This is a genomic window from Psychrobacter sp. 1U1 (genome assembly GCF_051847535.1).
Classification (GTDB): Bacteria; Pseudomonadota; Gammaproteobacteria; order Pseudomonadales; family Moraxellaceae; genus Psychrobacter; species Psychrobacter saeujeotis.
Map to the genome: position 1 here is coordinate 160,456 of NZ_JBPYDD010000003.1, position 21,938 is coordinate 182,393.

Consider the following 21,938-nt stretch of genomic DNA (forward strand, 5'->3'; position numbering starts at 1 on the left):
CCTCTCTCCTTATGATTGGCTAGCCGATTGATTTTGTTTTGGACTTTGGTTAAAGTCCACCCAATGCACCGGAGCATCCACCATAGGCGCTGTTGAGTTGGCCTTAACGCCCGCTTTAGCCGCAAGGTTTTGCGTGCTGGTTTGCGAAGGACAACGCTCTTCTTGCTGCGCATCTAAGAAGGTCACCACTTCTTCTTCCCACTCTTTATCTAGTGCATCAAAGGTATCATCACGCTGCTCTTCGCTGATTTTTTCTTGATATTCCTCAACTATCTCTAGAGGCTTGCCAGCAATCTGTAATAGCGCATTAAAACAGCCTTGATAGACACTGCCGCGATCCTCAAGTCTTGCTGCAAGTAGCGCAATGATATGGCTGACGTCAGCAATATCCATACGGATTTGAATATCGTCGGTGATGACGGCGGCTTGATAAGCCAAAAACTCAAGATATAACGGTAAGAAATCAGGCAGCTCTTTAACGCTAATCTCAAAACCGGCTTCCTGATACTGATTCATCAGATCAACCATCGCTTGGCCGCGATCACGCGATTCGCCATGCACATGCTCAAACAGCCATAGCGATAACGAGCGACCACGCTCAAAGAGGCCGTCATAACGCGCCTGCGCCTCAAGGCAACCGGTATCGATTAAGTCTTCAATCAAGTCGATAATTTGTGTGCGTACTTGCGGGCTAATCAATGTCGACCTAGCAACAATCTCGGTACAATCGGCCAAGGTATCGCCTAAGAATAGCTCGTTGCTTGGATAGTCGATAAGCAAGCTTAAGACTTTGAGTATCTTTAGGTCTGATGAGCCGATTACGGCCGGCTCAATAGACTCATGCACTGTGCTGTCATTGTGAGTTTGAGTAGTTTGCATCTTATGACTCCCACTTTTGTACGGTATCGATAAAATCACGACGATTGGTTTTGCGTTGACCGAACATACTGTTATCAGATTGTCCTGAACAACCTTCACCAAAGCTAAAGCCGCAGCCATTACGTTCCGCGAAAGCATCGCTCAATGCCTCTTCGCGGTGCGCGGTTGGAATGACAAAACGATCTTCATAATTGGCAATCGCCAGGTAACGATACATCTCTTCCACTTGGTGCTTGGTCAAACCAACTTCGTCCAAAATGCTTTGTACCTCTTGCTTCTCAACCAATTGCATACGCTTGTAGCTACGCATGGCAAGCAAGCGTTTGAGCGCTAAACGTACCGGTTCTTCATCGCCTGCGGTGAGTATATTGGCCAAATAACGCAGCGGAATACGCAAGCTATCGACATCTGGAATCAGACCATCCATACCGACTTTGCCCGCTTCAGCCGCGTTTTGAATCGGTGATAATGGCGGCACATACCAGACCATCGGTAGCGTCCGGTATTCAGGGTGCAGTGGTAGCGCAAGCTTCCAATCCATCGCCAGCTTATAAACAGGTGATTTCTGCGCTGAGTCAATGACCGATTGCGGCACGCCATCTTTTAGGGCTTGGGCGATAACCGCTGGGTCATTAGGATCTAAGAACACATCGAGCTGCGCTTGATACAGATCTTGCTCGTTTGGCATGCTAGCGGCTTCAGCGATTTTATCGGCATCATAGAGTAATACGCCTAGGTAGCGGATACGGCCAACACAGGTCTCTGAGCAAACCGTTGGCATGCCAGCTTCGATACGCGGATAACAGAAAATGCATTTTTCTGACTTGCCCGATTTCCAGTTGTAGTAAATCTTTTTGTATGGGCAGCCTGAAATACACATGCGCCAGCCGCGGCATTTTTCTTGGTCAATGAGGACAATACCGTCTTCTTCACGCTTATAAATCGCGCCACTGGGGCATGACGCCACACAGGTGGGATTCAGACAATGCTCGCATAGACGCGGCAAATACATCATAAAGGTGTTTTCGTATTCACCGTAAATCTCAGCTTGAATGTTGTCGAAGTTTTTGTCCTTACGGCGTTTTTCAAACTCTGAGCCGAGGATTTCCTCCCAGTTAGGGCCCCATTCAATCTTTTGCATACGCTTGCCGGTGATGGCTGAGCGCGGGCGGGCGATTGGGGAATAATTACCGATAGGCGCGGTATGCAAATGCTGATAATCAAAATCAAACGGCTCGTAATAATCATCAATCTCTGGCAAATCAGGATTGGCAAAGATATTGGCTAGTACGCGAAACTTACCGCCGATACGCGGGTTTATCGTGCCGTTAGCGTTTCGTATCCAACCGCCGCGCCATTTGCTTTGATTTTCCCACTCTTTGGGATAACCAATACCGGGCTTTGATTCAACGTTATTAAACCACGCGTATTCCATCCCTTCGCGGCTGGTCCAAACATTTTTACAGGTGACTGAGCAAGTGTGACAACCGATACATTTATCAAGGTTAAGCACCATGCCGACTTGTGAACGAATTTTCATGGGTGTGCTCCAAATAGTAGTAAAAAAGCAGCTTTGGTTTCTTAAGAGATATCCAAAAATCAGAATATCTCTTTGAGAAAAATAGCTTTAGCCATCGATGCTAGTAGGCAATGGGCGCGGTAATGAATCATCTGGTTTTTCTTCTAACCAGTCGATCTTCGACATTTTGCGAATCACCACAAACTCATCGCGGTTACAGCCGACCGTGCCATAATAGTTAAAGCCATAAGACTGCTGTGCATAGCTACCAATCATATGCGTTGGTTTTAAGATAGTACGGGTCACTGAGTTATGAATACCGCCGCGGATACCGGTTTGCTGCGAGCCAGGTACGTTGACTAGTTTTTCTTGCGCGTGATACATCATAGTCATACCTTCTTTGACGCGCTGACTGACAATAGCGCGAGCCGTGATAGCGCCGTTAGCATTAAAGAGCTCAATCCAGTCGTTATCGACGATACCGGCTTTTTGTGCATCCACTTCTGACATCCAAACACAAGGGCCACCACGACTTAGCGTCAGCATCAGTAAGTTTTCAGAGTAGGTACTGTGGATGCCCCATTTTTGGTGCGGCGTTAAGAAGTTCAGTACGATCTCTTTATTACCATTGGGCTTGGTGTTTTGAATGATATCGGTGGTTTTAGTGTCGATAGGCGGACGATACTGCTGCATCTGCTCACCGAACGCTTGCATCCATGGGTGATCCTGATAAAACTGCTGACGACCTGTAATGGTGCGCCAAGGGATCAGTTCATGAACGTTAGTGTAACCAGCGTTGTAGCTCACCTCATCAGACTCAATGCCAGACCACGTCGGGCTTGAGATAATTTTGCGCGGTTGGGCGACGATGTCTTTAAAGCGGATTTTTTCGTGCTCGCTGGATTTGGCCAAATGGGTATGATCGCGACCCGTAAACTCAGACAATGCCGACCACCCTTTGACCGCCACGTGACCATTGGTTTCAGGCGCCAGCATCAAAATCATCTCAGAGGCATTCACTGGGGTATTCAGACGGGGTCGCCCTTCAGAGATACCTGGCTCAGTGACACGGTGGTTTAAGTCACCCAATTGTTTGACTTCGGTTTTCATATCCCAATTTAGACCTTTTGAGCCGTTGCCTAGTGCCTCAAGCGCCGGTCCCATAGAGGTGAACTTCTTATAAGTATTGGGATAATCACGCTCAACGATCTTAATCATGGGACAGTTTTTACCCGGTACTGGTTTTTCACCGGCAGTTTTCCAGTCTGTACCGCCAAAGGGCTGCGCTAGCTCACCTGGGCTGTCATGCTGCATCGGCAAAGTCACCACATCGGTCTCAACCCCTAAATGACCTTTTGATAGCTCAGAGAAGCTTTTGGCGATGCCTTTATAGATTTCCCAATCTGATTTGGACTCCCAAGCAGGGTCGGTTGCCGCTGTTAAGGGATGAATAAACGGATGCATGTCTGAGGTATTCATGTCATCTTTTTCGTACCAGGTCGCTGTTGGCAAAACGATGTCTGAGTATAGACAAGTCGAGGACATGCGAAAATCTAAGGTAACGACCAAATCAAGCTTGCCAGTTGGGCCTTTTTCGACCCAATCGACTTCTTTTGGCTGCAAATGACCGGTAGGGTTTTCTTCATTTAAGAGACCGTTTCTAGTACCTAAGAAGTAATGCAGCATATATTCGTGACCTTTTCCTGATGAGCCCAGCAGGTTTGAGCGCCAAATAAACATATTGCGTGGGAAGTTAGCAGGATTATCTGGAGACTCACAAGCAAAACGTAGGCTATTATCTTGTAGTGAGTCCACTACGTATTCTTCGACGCCCTTACCACTAGCTTTAGCTTGGGCTGCTATCGTTAATGGGTTACGGTTGAGCTGCGGTGCTGATGGCAACCAACCAGCACGCTCGGCTTGAATGTTGTAATCAAGCATGTGCTCAGGGAAGAATTTTTTATTGGCATTGGGCGAGAGTATCTCGTGAGCGGAGATAGTCTCGTGACGCCACTGTGAGCTGTGCGCGTAGAAAAAACTCGTCCCGTTCATATGACGCGGCGGACGGTGCCAATCAAGGGCAAAGGCTAGTGGTAACCAGCCGGTTTGCGGGCGCAGTTTTTCTTGACCGACATAATGCGCCCAGCCGCCGCCAGATTTGCCGATACAACCGCATAGCATCAGCATGTTAATGACGCCGCGATAGTTCATATCGAGGTGATACCAGTGGTTCATGCCGGCACCAATAATAATCATCGATTTACCATGGGTTTTGTGCGCGTTTTCTGCGAACTCGCGCGCCACTTGAATGACACGCTCACGGCTAAGACCGGTGATTACTTCTTGCCAAGCTGGCGTGCCTGGTACCGTGGCATCATTATAGTCATCAGTAACATGCTCGCCGCCAACGCCGTTATCGACACCAAGATTGGCCACAGTTAAATCAAAAACGGTTGCCACAATAGCGGTACTACCATCGGCAAGGGTGATGGTTTTACAAGGGACGGTTTTTTGTTGTATTGGCTCGCCTGGCACTGAGGTAAAGTGCGGATGATCGACATGACCAAAGTAATCAAAGTCAACGACACAGGTCTCGCTGTTGTCTTTTAGAGTCAAGGTTAAGTCAATATCTGCGCCTGTTGCGCCATTTTTTTGTTCAAGATTCCATTTGCCTTTTTCGCCCCAGCGATAGCCGATAGAGCCTAGTGGCGACACCAGCTCACCATCATTATTTAAGCCAATAGTTTTCCATTCTGGATTATTCTCCTCCCCTAAATTATCCACCAAGTCAGAAGCGCGCAGATAACGACCAGCACGGCGCGAATTCTCATCTCCTTCTAACATCACTAACACTGGTAAATCGGTATAGCGCTTGGCATAGTCTAAGAAATAATCGCTTGGCTGCTTAAGATAAAACTCTTTGATAATCACATGACAAAAGGCTTGCGCCACTGCTGCATCGGTTCCTTGTTTAGGGTTTAGCCATAAGTCGGTCAGCTTAGAGATCTCAGCATAATCAGGCGTAATAGAAACGGTCTTAGTACCTTTATAACGAACTTCGGTGAAGAAATGCGCATCGGGCGTGCGCGTTTGTGGTACGTTTGAGCCCCAAGCGATAATATAGTCAGAGTTGTACCAATCGGCGGATTCTGGCACGTCGGTTTGCTCGCCCCAAGTCATTGGGGATGCTGGCGGCAGATCACAATACCAGTCATAAAACGACAAACAAACGCCACCAATGAGTGATAAATAGCGACTACCAGAAGCATAGCTGACCATCGACATCGCCGGAATCGGTGAGAAACCAATAATGCGATCAGGGCCAAAAGTTTTGGCAGTATAGACGTTACTGGCAGCGATAATCTCATTCACCTCCACCCACGTCGAGCGAATAAAGCCGCCCAAGCCGCGCTTGGATTTGTACTGCTCAGCTTTGATTGGGTCCTCAACGATACTGGCCCAAGCGTCGACGGGATCAGGATATTGGGCTTTGGCTTCACGCCATAGTTTGAGTAGCGGCTTACGTACCTTTGGGTATTTGACGCGGTTGGCTGAGTACATATACCAGCTATAGCTTGCGCCCCGTGGGCAGCCGCGCGGTTCGTGGTTTGGTAGATCAGGGCGCGTTTCAGGATAGTCAGTTTGCTGCGTCTCCCACGTGACCAAGCCGTTTTTGACATAGATTTTCCATGAGCAAGAGCCTGTACAGTTGACCCCATGCGTTGAGCGCACAATCTTGTCATACTGCCAGCGGCTACGATAGACGTTCTCCCACGCGCGCGACTCATCACGAGTCTCACCATGCCCATCGGCAAATTCGCCTTGTTTGCGTTTAAAAAAGCGGAACTGGTCGAGTAAATGACTCATTTGGCTATCCTCTACTTGATGGCTTATATTGTGAACAGTGATTGATTAAGCGCTAAGGTCATGAAATTAGGTTTGTGTGACAGGCTTTGGATAAATCGCTCTATGCTTAACGGCTGTTCATACTATTTTGATAAATACTATTTAGATATCATCATTCTAAGTGAGCCTTGATAACCTGACTATCAGCTAATATGAGCAGTGCTCTACCTCCTAAGTAGTAGTTGCTATCATGCTCGACCTATAAAAAACGCTCCTAAAGCACATAGACTTAACCACATAAAAACCAAATTTTTGGCAAAAAAAATGCCACTTACCGGAGTAAGTGGCATTATCAAAACCCTTTAAGCTTATAAAATTAACACGATGACTCTAACAAGGAATCTCAGCATTGCCGCGGCTGTAATACCACCAAGTCAGCACGATACAAATGACATAAAAGATGATTAAAGCGATAAAGGTACCATTGATACCCAAGCCTGAGCCAAACATTTTTGGGACAAAAAATGCCCCATAAGCGGCTATAGCAGCGGTAAAGCCAACCACCGCCGCGGACTCTTTACGTATCTCGATAAACAGATCTTCAGTGCCGACCCTACACGGATGGCGGCGCTCCAAAAAGGTTCTAAAAATATTCGGAATCATGCTAAAGGTAGAGCCATTACCGATACCCGTAGTGATAAACAACACCATAAAGGAGATGAAATACCCGACAAAGCTACCCGGACGGCTGTCACTAGGTAAGAAGTACATCACACTTACCACCGCCAGCACCATCACGATATAATTCCAAAACGTCACTCTCGCCCCGCCTATCTTATCCGCTATCCAGCCGCCCAGTGGACGAAATATGGCACCAACAAAAGGCCCTAAAAAGGCGTATTTGAGTGGATTGATATCAGGGAAGGCGTTTCTAATGAGCATGGGGAAGGCGGCAGAGAAACCAATAAATGAGCCAAAGGTTGCCATATAAAGGATGCACATGATCCAGTTGTGTTTACGTTTAAAAATAACCGACTGATCTTTAAAAGAGGCTTTGGCTGAGGAGATATCATTCATCATAAACCAAGCCAATACAGAGACCAAGGCGATAAAAGGCACCCAAATAAAGCCCGCGTTTTGTAAATAAAGCGCTTTCCCCGCCGCGGTTATCTGCGGTGCGCCGCCCAAAGCGCCAAAGACACCTAGCCCAATGACGATAGGAATAGCGAACTGCATGACTGAGACACCAAGATTACCTAAGCCGGCATTAAGACCGAGCGCTGTCCCTTGTTCAGCCTTAGGGTAGAAAAATGAGATATTAGACATTGAAGATGAGAAGTTTGCACCGCCAAAGCCGCAAAGTAGCGCAATGATGGCAAAAATCATAAATGGCGTATCAGGGTTTTGTACCGCAAAGCCCATCCATAGTGCCGGAATCAGTAATGACGCGGTTGAGATAGCAGTCCAGCGTCTGCCGCCAAAGATAGGCACCATAAAGGAGTAAAAGATGCGTAACGTTGCCCCAGTCAATCCAGGCAGCGCGGCAAGCCAGAACAGCTGACCATCATCAAAACGAAAGCCAATATCTGGCAAATTAACGATGACCGCGCTCCATACCATCCATACTGCAAACGCTAGCAGTAGCGCGGGTATTGATATCCATAAGTTACGCGTGGCGACTTTTTTGCCGCCGTTTTGCCAAAACTCATCTACTTCAGGACGCCAATCAGTAATGAGCTTACCGCCTTTTGTATAATATTTACCGCTCATTTTTTCCTCACTTAATAGAGTTTATCCCATTATTAGTAGTAGGCTTATCTCGTTAATCAGTGATAGAAGTTAAAAAGCATGCAGCGAGTGATGACGGTTTGGCTATGACTACTAAGCGGTTGCTACTAGTCTGTTACTACTTGGCAGCAACTCAACTATCCTTGCTTGCTCAGCCGGCTTTTAAACTTGATCACGCATTAACAAAAAGTCATAACTCAGCTTACTGAGTTGCCTTTTTGATTGGTATTCACATATAGAGGTAGACTATTATCTAAAGGAGTTAATTGACGTACGCCAAATTGGCTACTGCTTTAGAGGTATAGCGAGTAATGGGAAATAAGTGATAAGGTACGATGGCAGTTTTTTAGCGTTTAAAAAGTACGATGTGAAAACAGATTAGTTATAAGGAATACATTTTTCCATTATGAAAAATTACTTAGGACGTTCTTTGCCTGCCCAAGCGTTAGCATCTGTGTTTGCTATTGCTATACTTTGCTTTATATCTGCTGTAGGCAGCGGCGTGTTGGCTTGGGTGTCTCAAGCAGATGGCCAAGCCATCAATACGGCAGGCTCGATACGTATGGCGACTTATCGTATCAAGTTTCAAATAGCGACTGACTTTGATAGGCTCTACTCCGCTGATTTGGATAGCAACCCCAAAACCAATCCGGCACAGACGGACTCTACCAGTTACTCTGATGCGTCCGCTTTTTTGATTACTGACATGGAGAACCGGCTAGCCAGCCTAAGACAATATCAACGTCACTATGGTAATGAACATGACAGTATTAATGATCAATTAGCAAAGATCGAAACACAGTGGTTCAATGGTCTAAAACCTGCTTTACTGTCTCGTGATAAAGCCTCTTTATATAGTGCATCAGACTCCTACGTCAAAGACGCAGATGGATTGGTTGATGCCTTGCAGTATCGCAACGAGCAAAGACAGATGTGGCAGCAGTTGTTACAGATCGCCTCTTTGGTATTAACGCTCATCATCATGCTTGTTGGTTTTGCTAAGTTACAGCAAAACGTTTTATTACCCGTGCAGCGCTTAATCACAGCCAATAGCCAATTTCGACAAGGCAAGCGCGATACCAGAGTATCCATTTCAGGCTATAAAGAATTCAAAAAACTGGGCGACTCTTTTAACGATATGGCGCGTACGATTGAAACCTCTCAGCAATCATTAGAAAATGAAGTACAGATAAAAACGCGGCATCTGATTAAAGCCAATCAAGCCTTGTCGTTGTTTTATGATTTCTCTAAACAGCTCACGATTAGTCCCGTCAGCTTGCATAAGCTGGACAGTCTGATTACCGATTTCGGTCATATTTTTTCGCATTTAGACATCACTTTATGTATACAAAGCAATATTTTGAGTGATAAAGACAGCATCGCCTTGCACGATGACAGAATGAAAGAGCTATGCACCAAGCTGACTTGCGACAACTGCATTATTAAAGACAATAGCCATACCCAAACTTTCCCGATTGTTCACCAAGATGTCGAGTTTGGTGAACTGAACGTACGGCCCAAATCCGTCTTATTATCAAATGACGCCTTCTTGACAGATAATGCCAATACCAACGCCAATGTCGATATCAATACCAATGCTAATGCCAATCAAGAGTCGTCGTCATCGCGTATCAAAATGGTAGATATAGACAGCGCGTATCTAGATGCTAGAAGTCATGAGCTGATTGTCGCGCTCACCAACCTTATCAGTACCGCCCTATCATTACGTAAACAAAAACAACAAGAGCATCAGCTGATTTTACTTGAGGAGAGGTCCACTATTGCAAGAGAGCTACATGATTCTCTAGCCCAGTCGTTATCTTATTTGAAGATACAAGTGAGTGTGCTTGAAAAGCATCTAAAAAAATACTCAGATAAAGACGATCAGCACCCTTTTGATGAGCAAAATCAAGCCAAAGTTTGGCAGCATATCTCCCAAATCAAAACGGGTCTTAATTCAGCTTATCAAGAGCTGCGAGACTTGCTGACTACTTTTCGTCTCTCTATTGATAGTGCTAATTTTGATGAAGCCTTATATGAAGCCGCTGATGAGTTCGCTGTAAAAGGCGACTTTGCGGTGAAAGTAAACAATCAAATCATGTCATTGAATTTGAGTGCCGCTGAGCAGGTACATCTGATACAAATTATCAGAGAGGCGCTATCCAATGTGAGCCGTCATGCGCAAGCCAAAAACGTCACTATAGATTTAGGCTATGATGACGAGAGCAATTATATCGCCCTAGCAGTGATAGACGATGGCATCGGTATGTCAGGTACGGTCAATCAAACGCAGCATCATGGCCTCATGATTATGAAAGAGCGGGCTTATAAGCTTGGCGGCGACCTGATTGTCACTGCCAATGAACCAACGGGCGTCAGTGTCATTGTTAGATTTGTACCCCATTTTTTCACCGACTATATGACGGAAACCACTGATTTTAACGAGTCTTTTTAACTGACAACTAATTAATTAGACTACCTTGTAACACTTTTAATTTGTGAGCATCTTATGAGTCTGAATGTCTATACCCCAACCTCTCCTGCCAAACTACTATTAGTCGATGATCATCCTATGCTGCGCCGAGGCATCGCCGAGCTATTAAGCCTTGAGGATGATGTAGAGGTGGTTAGTGAAGCCAGTAATGGGCAAGAAGCATTAGGTTTTTTGGTTAGCAATAGGGTTGATTTGGTCATATTGGATCATAAAATGCCGATACTGACAGGTATTGAGACCTTAAGGGAGATCAAGTCTCGCGGCATCGAGGCCAAGACTTTATTGTTTACGGTTTCTGATGCTGGTGAAGATGTCCAAGAAGCTTTAGAGCTGGGAGTAGATGGCTACTTGTTAAAGGATATGGAGCCTGAGCTGATTATTGTTAATATCAGAAAGGTACTGCGAGGCGAGCTAGTGATTAGCCCCAATCTAGCTGCAATATTAGCGCAAACCTTACGCAAACCTACCATTGATGATATGGCTGGCAATTTGACCGCTAGAGAATTACAGGTGATTCAAATGATCGCTGAAGGTCTTAGTAATAAAATGATCGCCAATAAACTAGATATCGCTGAATCAACTGTGAAGGTGCATGTCAAGCACATCCTTAACAAAACTGGGCTACGCAGCCGAGTAGAAGCGGCAGTATGGGCCGTCAACAACTTAACAAAATAAATTTTAATCAAACAGATAACTCAAAAACCAGCCGATGATACATCAGCTGGTTTTTTGATAAAAAAATGATTTTAGCCGTTAGCTTCAGCGGCAATCTGACGATCCACCGATGACATTTGATACTCATCACCAAAGGCGTCTTTAGGTTCTTTTAGCCAAAAGAAGCAGAGCACCCAAGCAATAAAGGCGCCAACTGCGATGATAAAGAAAAACTGGCTAGGTTCCACTAGAGTGAATACAAACAAATAAAATACCGCGCCCACGTTACCATAAGCACCTGCCAAACCTGATATCTGACCGGTCAGGCGGCGCTTGATAGAAGGAATAACCCCAAAGGTTGCGCCCTCTGCGCCTTGCACAAATACGGAGCATAAAATAGTAAACACCACCGCAATAAATAACGGCCACTGAGCATTGAGTAGTCCCATCAACCCAAAGCCAATGCCTATTCCAAACATGTAAATCAGCATCACTAGCCGGCGGTTACCGACTTTGTCAGAGATGTAGCCGCCAAGCGGCCGCGCCCATAAGTTCACAAAGGCAAAGGTTGAGGCAACCAAACCTGCAACCGTCGGATCAAGTGTCCAAGTCGCCGCAAAGAACATCGGTAGCATGGAGACTACCGCAAGCTCAGCCCCAAAGTTGGCAAAGTAGGTCACGTTAAGCGCTGCAACAGAAGTAAATGGGTATTTGTCGTCTTCAGGAATACCGGCTTTAATCATAGGCGCATTGACGCTAATGGCTTTATATATCTGATAAACCACCATCAGCGCAATAACGCCGTAGAGTATCCAAGCATTTGTATCACTTAAAAAACCCATTCCTTGTGTACGATAGACCAGGAGTGATAACACGCCATATAAAGGAATAATAAACAAACAATAAAGCAGCAAATCTGCCCAAGTAGAGACCTCTAATGCACCCGCCTTACGTGATTTTTGATGGGTATCAGCGCTTGGACCATCAGTAATCAAAAACCAATACGCCACCCCGTATGTTGCCATCAGTAGGCCTGATAAAGCGATCGCCCAGCGCCATCCATCATCGCCGCCAAAAAACTGTAGCGCCACCGTTGGAATAGTAATTGCGGCCGCCGCTGAACCAAAGTTGCCCCAACCGGCATAAAACCCTTCGGCAAAACCAATGTCTTTGGGCTTAAACCACAGCGCGGTCATATGAATACCGACCACAAAGCCTGCACCAACAATCGACATAAATAGTCGCGCTACAAACAATTGCATGGCTGAGGTACCAAAGGCAAAAAACCAAGTCGGTATTGCCATTACGACCATGAGTATTGAAAATACTCGCCGAGGACCAAAACGGTCTAGTGCCATACCGACAATGACGCGACCAGGAATAGTCAAAGCCACGTTGGCAATTAAAAATAGCTTGATATGATCAGGGGTCAAGTAGCTCTCAGTCGCTAGCATAGAAGTGGCTAGCGGAGCCATATTAAACCAAACATAAAAGGTTAGAAAAAAAGCAATCCACGTATAATGCAGCGCTCTTATTTCACGGCGTTCCATCTCAAGCAGCTCTTTTGCATGCATATCTCATATCCTCCGCCATAAAACTAGATAGTTTTAAATAATTGTGATGGAGATAAGTTAGCAATAAAAAGCGAGCATACCTATTGAGCAAAAGCAGTATATTTTATGCGTTTAAGACTACGACTAGTACTACTAAAGGAGGACTTTATTCATTCATCTTTAAGCTATAATGAGGTAAATGATAATTATTCAATATGTAAAATACTGATAACTTATTAAGGAGTCACTATGAATCAGCAAGTCATTCCCAGCCACTGGAAAATAAAACGCTCTACGCATTTCTTTACCAAAGATAAAGTGCCTAAAGCTCTGCTCACACATCACAATACCGCTGAGGGCGTATATGGTCAGATTTGTGTGATGCAAGGTGTGGTAACTTTTTATGGCTTCGCTAACGAGGCCGCCACTGAGCCCGAGCAGACCATTATCATTCGCGCAGGAGAGTTTGCCGTTAGCCCGCCGCAGTATTGGCACCGGGTTGAGCTAAGCGATGATGCACAGTTCAATATTAACTTTTGGACAGAGGGCGACACTAAGGGCAAATCTCTATTCAACAGCTCCACTATTCATAGCAAACCAATTGAAAAGCTGTTTGATAAGCCCGATTAACTAAAGCCGCAAAATAAAACTGTGAGAGACAAGTCACACTAACAAGCGTTTTTCATGATACAGACATGAAAAACGCTATTGCGTCAGCAAAACTATTTATATCTCAAGATATCGCCACTCGTACTACGCTTTGAGCCTTCAGCTTATTGTAGTATTTTCTTTCTTATTAAATTGTTTGTATCATAGAATCCTGTCTTGACAGGTAGTTATTTAGATTGATTGAGTGTTATCAATTAGCTTGGCACCTGTCTTGGCTTGTAGCTCAGTAAAAGTTAAGCCATCAACCATTTTACGGACTTTCAAGCCTTGATCAGTCACATCAATTACTGCTAAATCTGTATAAATTCGATTAACGCACTTTTTACCGGTAATAGGCAGTTTGAGTTTTTCAACAATTTTGGGCGCACCATTTCTGTTGACATGATCCATCATCACATACACTTTTTTAGCGCCTACCGCTAAATCCATCGCCCCACCAACTGCAGGAATATCTTTAGGGCGACCTAAAAACCAGTTAGCAATATCACCATTTTCAGCCACTTCAAAGGCCCCTAGGACGCATAAATCGATGTGCCCTCCTCGAATCATGGTAAAAGAATCGCCATGATGAAAATAACTGCCGCCTTTCAATAAGGTAATATATTGCTTACCGGCATTGATTAAGTCGCCATCCTCCTCTCCTGCAGTTGGCTCAGGACCCATACCCAATACCCCGTTTTCACTGTGCAAAAAGATGTCTTTATCGTCCGGCAAAAAATCTGCAACCTTGGTGGGTTGACCAATACCCAAATTGACGTACATCCCTTCTTGAATATCTTGGGCGACGTACTTGGCGATCTCATCGACTGACCATGGTGTATAATTATTCATTATGTTTATGCTCCCACATGCACGACTTCATGGACGAAAATACCAGGGGTGACAATATGTTCAGGATTTAAAACCCCCAAATCTACCACTTCACTGACTTGGGCAACCGTATGCTTAGAGGCTGCAGCCATAACAGGGCCAAAGTTGCGGGCCGCTTTGCGATAAGTTAAGTTGCCCCAACGATCTCCTTGAAAGGCCTTAATCAGAGCGAAATCCGCTTTAATAGGATACTCTAATACATAGTCGATGCCATCGATGGTGCGAGTCTCTTTACCCTCAGCCAGTAGTGTGCCATAGGCGGTTGGCGTATAAATAGCCCCAAGCCCACTACCTCCTGCTTGCATGCGAGCCGCTAGTGTCCCTTGTGGCACAACCTCAAGCTCAATCTTGCCTGCACGGTATAAGTCATCAAAAATATAAGAATCGTGCTGGCGCGGAAACGAGCAAATAATCTTCCGTACACAGCCTGATTTTAATAATAAAGCCAGTCCTGTTTCACCATTGCCAGCATTATTACTAACGATCGTGAGATCTCTAGCATTGCGCTCAATTAATGCATCGATTAATTCTGCTGGTTGTCCTGCCAGGCCAAAACCACCTATTAAGATAGTGGCGCCATCCGTTATATTGCTCATAGCTTGAGCCGCAGATTCTGTCACCTTATTTAACATTGAGTCATCCTATAAAAAAGTGCTTATACCTGCAAATATGTCTATCTAACGTTATGAGCTATCTTAATGGACAGCCCGTCATATGGTAAACAAATCAGTAGGTTGTCATTATTGTTTTTAAGGTAGGTCGGTGCTAAACCTTAGCCCTTAAGCCCTTACTCTAATTTTTCTAGGGGCAATCCAACATAGTTTTCAGCGATATTACTCTTACCCGCTTCTGAATTAATAAAATAGTCAAACTCAGCTTGCTGTACGCGAAAATCAAAGCGGCTAGAACTTGGGAAACGATGCAATAGCATGGTCATCCACCAAGAAAAGCGTACTGACTTCCATACTCGGGCTAGACATACTTCTTGGTAACGTGGAATTAAATCTGTACGGCCTTCTTGGTATATTTTGACAAACAAGCGGTAAGCCGTTTCTACATCGCTGGCCGCTAAGTTAAGACCTTTAGCGCCGGTGGGCGGCACGATATGTGCTGAGTCGCCTAATAAAAACAACTTGCCGTATTGCATGGTTTCACACACATAAGAGCGTAGCGGAGCAATACTCATCTCCAAGGCTGGCCCTGTCACTAAACGCTCGGCCATCTCTTTTGGAATACGGCGCTTTAACTCTTCCCAAAATTTCTCTTCACTCCAGTCCTCAATCGTGTCCGTGTTGGGAACTTGAAGATAATAACGACTGCGGGTGGCAGAGCGCATTGAGCATAAGGCAAAACCGCGTTCATGAGCACAGTAAACCAGCTCATCGTTGACAGGCGGTGTATCACTCATTAAGCCCAACCACCCAAATGGATAGACTTTCTCATACTCTTCTAGCTCAGATTTTGGGATGGACTTTCTAGACACACCATGAAAACCGTCACAACCAGCAACATAATCACAGTCTAGACGCAGAGTTTCATCTTGATGCTCATAAGTTACGTACGGATTGTCTGATTCAATATCATGCAACTGCACGTTAGCAGCTTCATAAATAGTGACGCCCCCAGTCTTTTCACGCTCTGCCATCAAATCGCGTGTGACTTCGGTTTGACCATAAACGATGACCTGTTTACCACCGCTATACTTCTCTAGGTCTAGGTGATAATGCTCTCCTTGAAAACTAAAGTCCGTTCCGGTATGAATTAAGCCATCTGCATCCATACGAGCGCCAGCACCAGATTCGCGGATCAAATCTACAGTACCTTGTTCTAAGACGCCTGCACGAATACGACTTAATACGTATTCTCCTGACTTTCGTTCTAAAATAACATTATCAATCCCAGCTTTGGTCAATAACTGACCAAGTAATAACCCGGATGGACCTGCCCCGATGATAGCTACTTTTGTTTTAGTCATGAAATCCCTCTCATTGTCTAATTAGATGTGGTTCTTTGAAATACCCAACTTAAAAATCAAAGAACACGGTTTCGTTATCACCTTGCAAGTAGATATCAAAACGATAGCGTGGCTGATTATTACCCGCTTCTTTTACCGCTATCAGTGTATTGCGACGCGCTAATGAAGGTACCGCGTTTAAGATTGGACAGTTATCATTATGCGCCTGCTCATCTTCAAAATAAGCTCTGGTTTGTAGATGCAAATTGATACCTCGTGCAAACACGGCGATATTGACATGCGGGGCCATCAGCTTACCATTAAAGTCTACTGGTCCAGGCTTGATGGTATTGAAATGAAAGCCTCCATCTATGGCGCAAGCGCTGCGTCCAAAGCCACCAAAGGGTTTTTTATTGTCAAAACTAGCGATATAATTGCCATGGCTATCGGCTTGCCACATCTCAATCAAAGCATCATGCACCAGCTCACCATTGCCATCATAGACTCGGCCGACCAATTCAATATGCTCACCCTCAGCTCCTTCTTTAGCTAAGTCTTCCCAGATTTCATCTTCTCGCGATGCAAACCCGGCGATCTCTAAGGCCAAACCGATATGCACAAAAGGACCCGATGTTTGTGAGGCTGTTTCGCGCAATATACCTGTGTCATCTTGTAGTTTATATTGACTGTACATTTGTTACTCCTCAAAGTAGGTTTGCAAGGCGCCACGAACGACAACGTCGAAACGATAGGCCAAGCAATCCATAGGTTTACTCATCGCCATATCTAAACGCGCAACCATAGTTTCCACTGCCTCTGGGTCTTTTAATACTTGAACAATAGGACACAAAGGGATCAATGGATCACCTTCAAAATACATCTGTGTGATCAACCGTGTTGAGATCGATGGCCCCATAACTGAGACGTGAATATGGGCAGGGCGCCAAGTATTGATGCCATTTGGCCATGGATAAGGCCCTGGACGTACCGTGCGAAAACGGTAGCGGCCATCAGCATCAGTTATACAACGACCTACCCCGCCAAAGTTTGGATCAAGCGGTGCTAGGTAGTTATCTTTTTTATGGCGGTAGCGACCTCCAGAGTTGGCTTGCCACATCTCAACTAGTGTATTGGCAACTGGCTTACCAAACTGATCGATAACACGGCCATGCATAATGATACGCTCACCGATGGGCAAGCCAGCTTGTGTACCTTCTGTACGAAAATTCATGAGCAAATCATTGTCGTATTGACCAATTTCTAAACCGTCGAATACTGGCCCACTGCGCTCAGATGGACTGGCATTTTGAATGCTAACCAAGGCTTGTTTTGGCGAACGTGTGATAGAAGTTTTATAACCTGGAGTATATTGCGCCGGTTGCCATGCTCGATCACGCGCCAGAAAATAAGGATACTTTTGACTCATTTTGATTTTCTCCACTCTTATCTATAAAATTTTATAAGCAATAGTATTGACGGCTGTGACTTTATAAAATGGTCGTGCCCCAACCATTGTCTTTTGCTAAGGCAAAAGCATGGTTGGCCGCAGGGACGCCAGCATAAATTGAGACATGCATCAATACTTGCCTTAATTGAGCCTCATTAATACCTAGGCGCTTAGCGGTACGTAAATGCAACCCCAGCTCTCCATCGCGGCCAAGCGCCGCCAATATTGCAGTAGTAATCATACTACGCTGTTGTATCGTTAAAGATGGATCGCCCCAAAGCTCACCCCAAGCGTTACGCGTGATAAATTGTTGAAACGGGCTGTCTAACGTCGTTGCGTTTTTAGAGGCTCTCTCAACATGAGCTTCTCCTAAAATGCGCTTACGCTGCATCAGTCCTTGCTCGTAGCTGATACCAGTCTGCCCGACAGTCTCTCGACCAGCCTTAACTTGTATATGCTCAACCAATAAATCGGATGCTTCAATAGATGGCACATGACCGACCCCTGCAAATACACTTAGGCTTGCAGCAGTAAATTCAGTTTTGAGAGATTCTAAAGCTTCGATAGGCGTAGAGACGTCGTCACCGCCAGCTATCAACGCCACACTATCTGTATAGCCAGCCAACTTGCCGCGGTTATCAACCTCTGCTAGAACCTCGCAAAGCTTGGCGTAGCTCTCAGCATCACTGCGTGACAGTTGCACTTGCCAGCCTTGTATCACCGCCGGATTTTGCTGGGTATAACTGGGTGAAAACCACCGCGGCACAATCGTCTCTGCCATGGCAGTCAAACCCAAACGACGCACATTTTCAGCGCGCTCAGACCACCCCGCTTTAGTGCCGATGACAGCCCCTGTATTGGTAAGCCACACTTGCTCCAAACGCTGCGGTGCAAGCTGGCATAAGCTTTGTCCAACGACCCCGCCAATTGAAGTCCCAATAAAATCAAAACTGGCCACCTCTAGGGTATCCGCTAAAGCCAACACATCATAAGCAAGCAGCTCTGCCGATAAGGTTTCTGCTGCGACACCACTGCTGCCATGACCTGGTAAATCCCAACGAATACACCGGTAATGACCATGCAATTGATCACATACTGTATCCCAAACGTCACGGCTCATTCCCAAAGGATGCGCCATAAATAACGCAGGCAGATAGGTCTCACCACTGTCTTGATAAGCTATAAGGTGAGCGTCGGTCGCTAAAAAGGCCATCGTTATTCTCCTACTCGTGAAATGACTAAGGCAATACCCTGCCCGACGCCAATGCACATCGTGCAAAGCGCTTTATCTTTATTGGTATGTTGTAATTCATGGATAGCTGAGATTAGAATACGAGCGCCTGATGCGCCTAGTGGATGACCTAAAGCAATAGCGCCGCCTCTAGGATTAATACGCTCATCACGATCTTCTAATCCCAACTCACGAGAGCAAGCGAGGGCCTGCGCTGCGAAAGCTTCATTTAGCTCTATGACGTCGATGTCATCTAAGCTGAGGTTTAAACGTTTTAATAACTTCTGAGTGGCAGGCACAGGACCAATACCCATGATGGTTGGTAAAACGCCTGCTGTAGCCATACCTTCGATTTTGGCGACTGGGGTTAAGCCATATTTTTTTACGGCAGCTTCACTAGCCACTAGCATAGCGGCTGCACCATCGTTGATGCCGGACGCATTACCAGCGGTAATCGTGCCGTTTTCATATATTGGACGTAATTTGCTTAATGCTGCTATATCAGTATTGGGTCTTGGGTGCTCATCTGTATCGACAATAAGGGCGGCTTGTTTGCGTCTTTCGATGGTGATTGGCGTAATCTCAGCGGGCAAGCGACCGTCGTTTTGTGCTTGTGCAGCTTTCTGCTGTGACCATACTGCAAAAGCATCTTGATCTTCGCGCGAAATATGATATTTGTCAGCCAAGTTCTCAGCTGTGCGTGGCATAGCCTCTGTACCATATAAGGCATCAAGCTTTTTGTTAATAAAGCGCCAGCCCATGGTGGTATCTTGCAGCTTTTGACTACGGTCATAAGTTTTTTCTGGCTTGCCCATTACGAAAGGGGCGCGCGTCATCGATTCAACGCCGCCAGCTATTGCCAACTCCATCTCGCCACTAACAATCGCACGAAAAGCTGTACCGACAGCGTCCAAGCCTGAACCACATAGACGGTTGATAGTGGTAGCGGGTACCTGCTCTGTTAAGCCTGATAGTAAGCTGCTCATACGAGCGACGTTGCGGTTGTCCTCACCACTTTGGTTGGCACACCCCATGAACACATCGTCAATCATACTATGATCGAACTCAGGGGCATCGGCCAATACAGCCTTTATCACTTGAGCTAACAAGTCATCAGGACGAATATCCGCTAAAGAGCCACCATAACGACCGACCGCTGAACGCTTTGGATGACATATATAGACTGCTGTCATTTTCCTCTCTCCCTAGAGATATTATCAATACCATTTAATTACGAATAACTTTTGTTCTATATAAGAATTATTGTTCGTATTGTGAATTAACTTATACTTTTTTTAGGACTCTGTCAATATAGCTGACTACTTTTTTAATAGTAAAAAGACCTACGAATTATCGTAGGTCTTTTATTTTATAGGATATATATAGATAAGTGGGCTGATATATTGTCTATTACTATATCATTCATATGTACTCATCATTTTTTGCTATGACATTATTACCATAGCTTTACTATCTAATCCAGTTAGGGTCAATGCGATTCATCAATCGATAATAAGCAGGCCACTCAGGCAGTCTAACTTGGGCACCCGCTTGTGCATCACCCCCTTCAAACTGCTCTCTTGTCTTACTCATCGCTTCATCACTGGCTTGTAGCAACTTGCCACCAGACGCCATGGCTTTTAGTTGAACTTGGCACCCTTGTATCATTTGGTACATGCGCATAAATGCCCACGCTACATCGGGTCCTGTGGTAATAACGCCGTGGTTATTCAGCATCAGCGTGTGATTTTTTGCTCCGATTGAGCGCACCAGCCTTTCTTGTTCCGTAGCATCTAATACAATCCCTTCAAAAGGATGATAACCAATACGGTCATGGAACATATAAGCTTCTTGAAACAAAGGGATAAATCCACACTCTAAAGCACTTACTGCTTGCACATCCGTACTGTGCGTATGCATCACACAATGGATATCAGGTCGGCCTTTATGCAATGCAGTATGTATCACGTTACCTGCTTTGTTAATCGGGTACGGTGAATCCTCAAGTTTATTGCCCTCAAAATCTATTTTTACTAGGTTTGAGGGGGTGATTTCACTATATAGCAGTCCAAAGGCATTAATCAATAAATGCTCTGTACCAGGAATGCGATAGGAGATATGGTTATAAACTTGGGTAGTCCACCCATAGTAATCTACCATCCTATAGCATAATGCCAGCTCTATTCTTGCTTGCCATTCAATGTCACTATAGCCTGCAGGGGTCGTTATGGTATCAAAAATATCTTTCATGATAACTTCCTTTTATTCTAAACTTTCATCCATTACTACTGCGCGATGCATCTCTCTTCTATAGCCATCATAATCATTAAAAGCCTGATGTCAGCAGATTCTGTTGTCCCACATGATCACTGTATTGTTATATCACTTGAGTCTACAACATGTTTGGTACTCATCTAAACTTTGAATGGATCTATCCTCTCTTTCATGGCTAGACTCAAACTTTCATAGGCTAGCGCTGAATTTGCAAACGTTAAATTTGCAAATAAGGTATCTTCGCCATATAGAGGCATAGCTTTACCGTCATTGATAGCAACGACGCTTTATTCGTTCTCTATTAGAATAGTTGTTCGTATAGTGAATTAAGCTAACCTGTTTTTAGCCTACTGTCAATCTAGTTATGTGTTTTGTCCTGCGCCAATGACAAAACCAACCTCTTGATAGTTAATAAGGTAAGCTTGTCTCGCTTAGTTGTGATTACCGTGTATTAATGCAGGGTTAAGCAACATCACCGTTGCTGTATCGATCACCTCTTGACAGGTCACTGTTTAATGACAAGATAGTGTTAATGATTGAATTGAAGGACTCAGTTTAGATGACAAATAGAACGGATAGTAAAATTATTACTAAAATAAGTTTGTGATCCAATCGTATCGCTATCACACAAATCTATTGATCGCTCTTACTTCGTTTGCGGTAGCATACCTTTTAGAATAAGGCTATGATGTTCTCTAACTTCTATGATAACCAGCTCAACATCTAACATCGCTTGTACAAACAAACGATTCAAAAGTTC

16 protein-coding genes are annotated in these 21,938 nt (G+C 45.0%); 3 read left to right on the forward strand and 13 right to left on the reverse strand.

The window, feature by feature from the left end; translation table 11 throughout:
• Positions 1–9: 9 nt before the first annotated feature.
• The 4 genes from narJ to ACS8FB_RS05215 all read right to left on the reverse strand — a co-directional run bounded on the left by narJ (position 10) and on the right by ACS8FB_RS05215 (position 8,014).
• The gene (narJ, locus tag ACS8FB_RS05200) at positions 10–879 is read right to left on the reverse strand and encodes a nitrate reductase molybdenum cofactor assembly chaperone (protein ID WP_439261388.1); all 870 of its coding nucleotides are present in this window, start codon (positions 877–879) and stop codon (positions 10–12) included.
• Position 880: 1 nt separating this feature from the next.
• On the reverse strand, positions 881–2,419 hold the full coding sequence (narH, locus tag ACS8FB_RS05205) for a nitrate reductase subunit beta (protein WP_439261389.1): 1,539 nt from the start codon (positions 2,417–2,419) through the stop codon (positions 881–883).
• 87 nt (positions 2,420–2,506) lie between these two features.
• Positions 2,507–6,265, reverse strand: a complete 3,759-nt coding sequence (locus ACS8FB_RS05210; protein ID WP_439261390.1) for a nitrate reductase subunit alpha — start codon at positions 6,263–6,265, stop codon at positions 2,507–2,509.
• Between the two features lie 369 nt (positions 6,266–6,634).
• Positions 6,635–8,014, reverse strand: coding sequence for a NarK family nitrate/nitrite MFS transporter (locus ACS8FB_RS05215; RefSeq protein ID WP_439261391.1), 1,380 nt, complete (start codon positions 8,012–8,014; stop codon positions 6,635–6,637).
• Positions 8,015–8,438: 424 nt separating this feature from the next.
• Here ACS8FB_RS05215 and ACS8FB_RS05220 point away from each other — a divergent pair, with 424 nt between their 5' ends.
• Together ACS8FB_RS05220 and narL are read left to right on the forward strand one after the other, a co-directional pair.
• Positions 8,439–10,487 (forward strand): histidine kinase, encoded by a 2,049-nt coding sequence (locus ACS8FB_RS05220; protein ID WP_439261392.1) that lies wholly within the window; start codon positions 8,439–8,441, stop codon positions 10,485–10,487.
• Positions 10,488–10,541: 54 nt separating this feature from the next.
• Entirely contained in the window at positions 10,542–11,201 is a 660-nt protein-coding gene (narL, locus tag ACS8FB_RS05225) for a two-component system response regulator NarL (RefSeq protein ID WP_439261393.1), read from the forward strand.
• Positions 11,202–11,272: 71 nt separating this feature from the next.
• Here the strand turns inward: narL and ACS8FB_RS05230 are convergent, their stop codons facing one another.
• A complete protein-coding gene (locus ACS8FB_RS05230) occupies positions 11,273–12,754 on the reverse strand; it encodes an MFS transporter (protein ID WP_439261394.1) in 1,482 nt (493 codons plus the stop codon).
• A 228-nt stretch (positions 12,755–12,982) separates the two neighbouring features.
• Between ACS8FB_RS05230 and ACS8FB_RS05235 the strand changes: the two genes are divergently transcribed.
• On the forward strand, positions 12,983–13,363 hold the full coding sequence (locus ACS8FB_RS05235) for a DUF1971 domain-containing protein (protein ID WP_439261395.1): 381 nt from the start codon (positions 12,983–12,985) through the stop codon (positions 13,361–13,363).
• Between the two features lie 210 nt (positions 13,364–13,573).
• Here the strand turns inward: ACS8FB_RS05235 and ACS8FB_RS05240 are convergent, their stop codons facing one another.
• The 8 genes from ACS8FB_RS05240 to ACS8FB_RS05275 form a co-directional block, all read right to left on the reverse strand.
• Entirely contained in the window at positions 13,574–14,233 is a 660-nt protein-coding gene (locus tag ACS8FB_RS05240; protein WP_439261396.1) for a 3-oxoacid CoA-transferase subunit B, read from the reverse strand.
• Positions 14,234–14,238: 5 nt separating this feature from the next.
• Positions 14,239–14,904, reverse strand: a complete 666-nt coding sequence (locus tag ACS8FB_RS05245; protein ID WP_439261397.1) for a 3-oxoacid CoA-transferase subunit A — start codon at positions 14,902–14,904, stop codon at positions 14,239–14,241.
• Between the two features lie 155 nt (positions 14,905–15,059).
• Positions 15,060–16,247, reverse strand: coding sequence for a 4-hydroxybenzoate 3-monooxygenase (gene pobA, locus ACS8FB_RS05250; protein ID WP_439261398.1), 1,188 nt, complete (start codon positions 16,245–16,247; stop codon positions 15,060–15,062).
• A 49-nt stretch (positions 16,248–16,296) separates the two neighbouring features.
• Positions 16,297–16,920, reverse strand: coding sequence for a protocatechuate 3,4-dioxygenase subunit alpha (gene pcaG / locus ACS8FB_RS05255; RefSeq protein WP_439261399.1), 624 nt, complete (start codon positions 16,918–16,920; stop codon positions 16,297–16,299).
• 3 nt (positions 16,921–16,923) lie between these two features.
• On the reverse strand, positions 16,924–17,652 hold the full coding sequence (pcaH, locus tag ACS8FB_RS05260; RefSeq protein ID WP_439261400.1) for a protocatechuate 3,4-dioxygenase subunit beta: 729 nt from the start codon (positions 17,650–17,652) through the stop codon (positions 16,924–16,926).
• Between the two features lie 61 nt (positions 17,653–17,713).
• A complete protein-coding gene (locus tag ACS8FB_RS05265) occupies positions 17,714–18,886 on the reverse strand; it encodes an alpha/beta fold hydrolase (RefSeq protein WP_439261401.1) in 1,173 nt (390 codons plus the stop codon).
• A 2-nt stretch (positions 18,887–18,888) separates the two neighbouring features.
• Positions 18,889–20,097 (reverse strand): 3-oxoadipyl-CoA thiolase, encoded by a 1,209-nt coding sequence (gene pcaF / locus ACS8FB_RS05270; RefSeq protein WP_439261402.1) that lies wholly within the window; start codon positions 20,095–20,097, stop codon positions 18,889–18,891.
• A 277-nt stretch (positions 20,098–20,374) separates the two neighbouring features.
• Positions 20,375–21,154 (reverse strand): class II aldolase/adducin family protein, encoded by a 780-nt coding sequence (locus tag ACS8FB_RS05275; RefSeq protein ID WP_439261403.1) that lies wholly within the window; start codon positions 21,152–21,154, stop codon positions 20,375–20,377.
• Between the last annotated feature and the right edge of the window lie 784 nt (positions 21,155–21,938).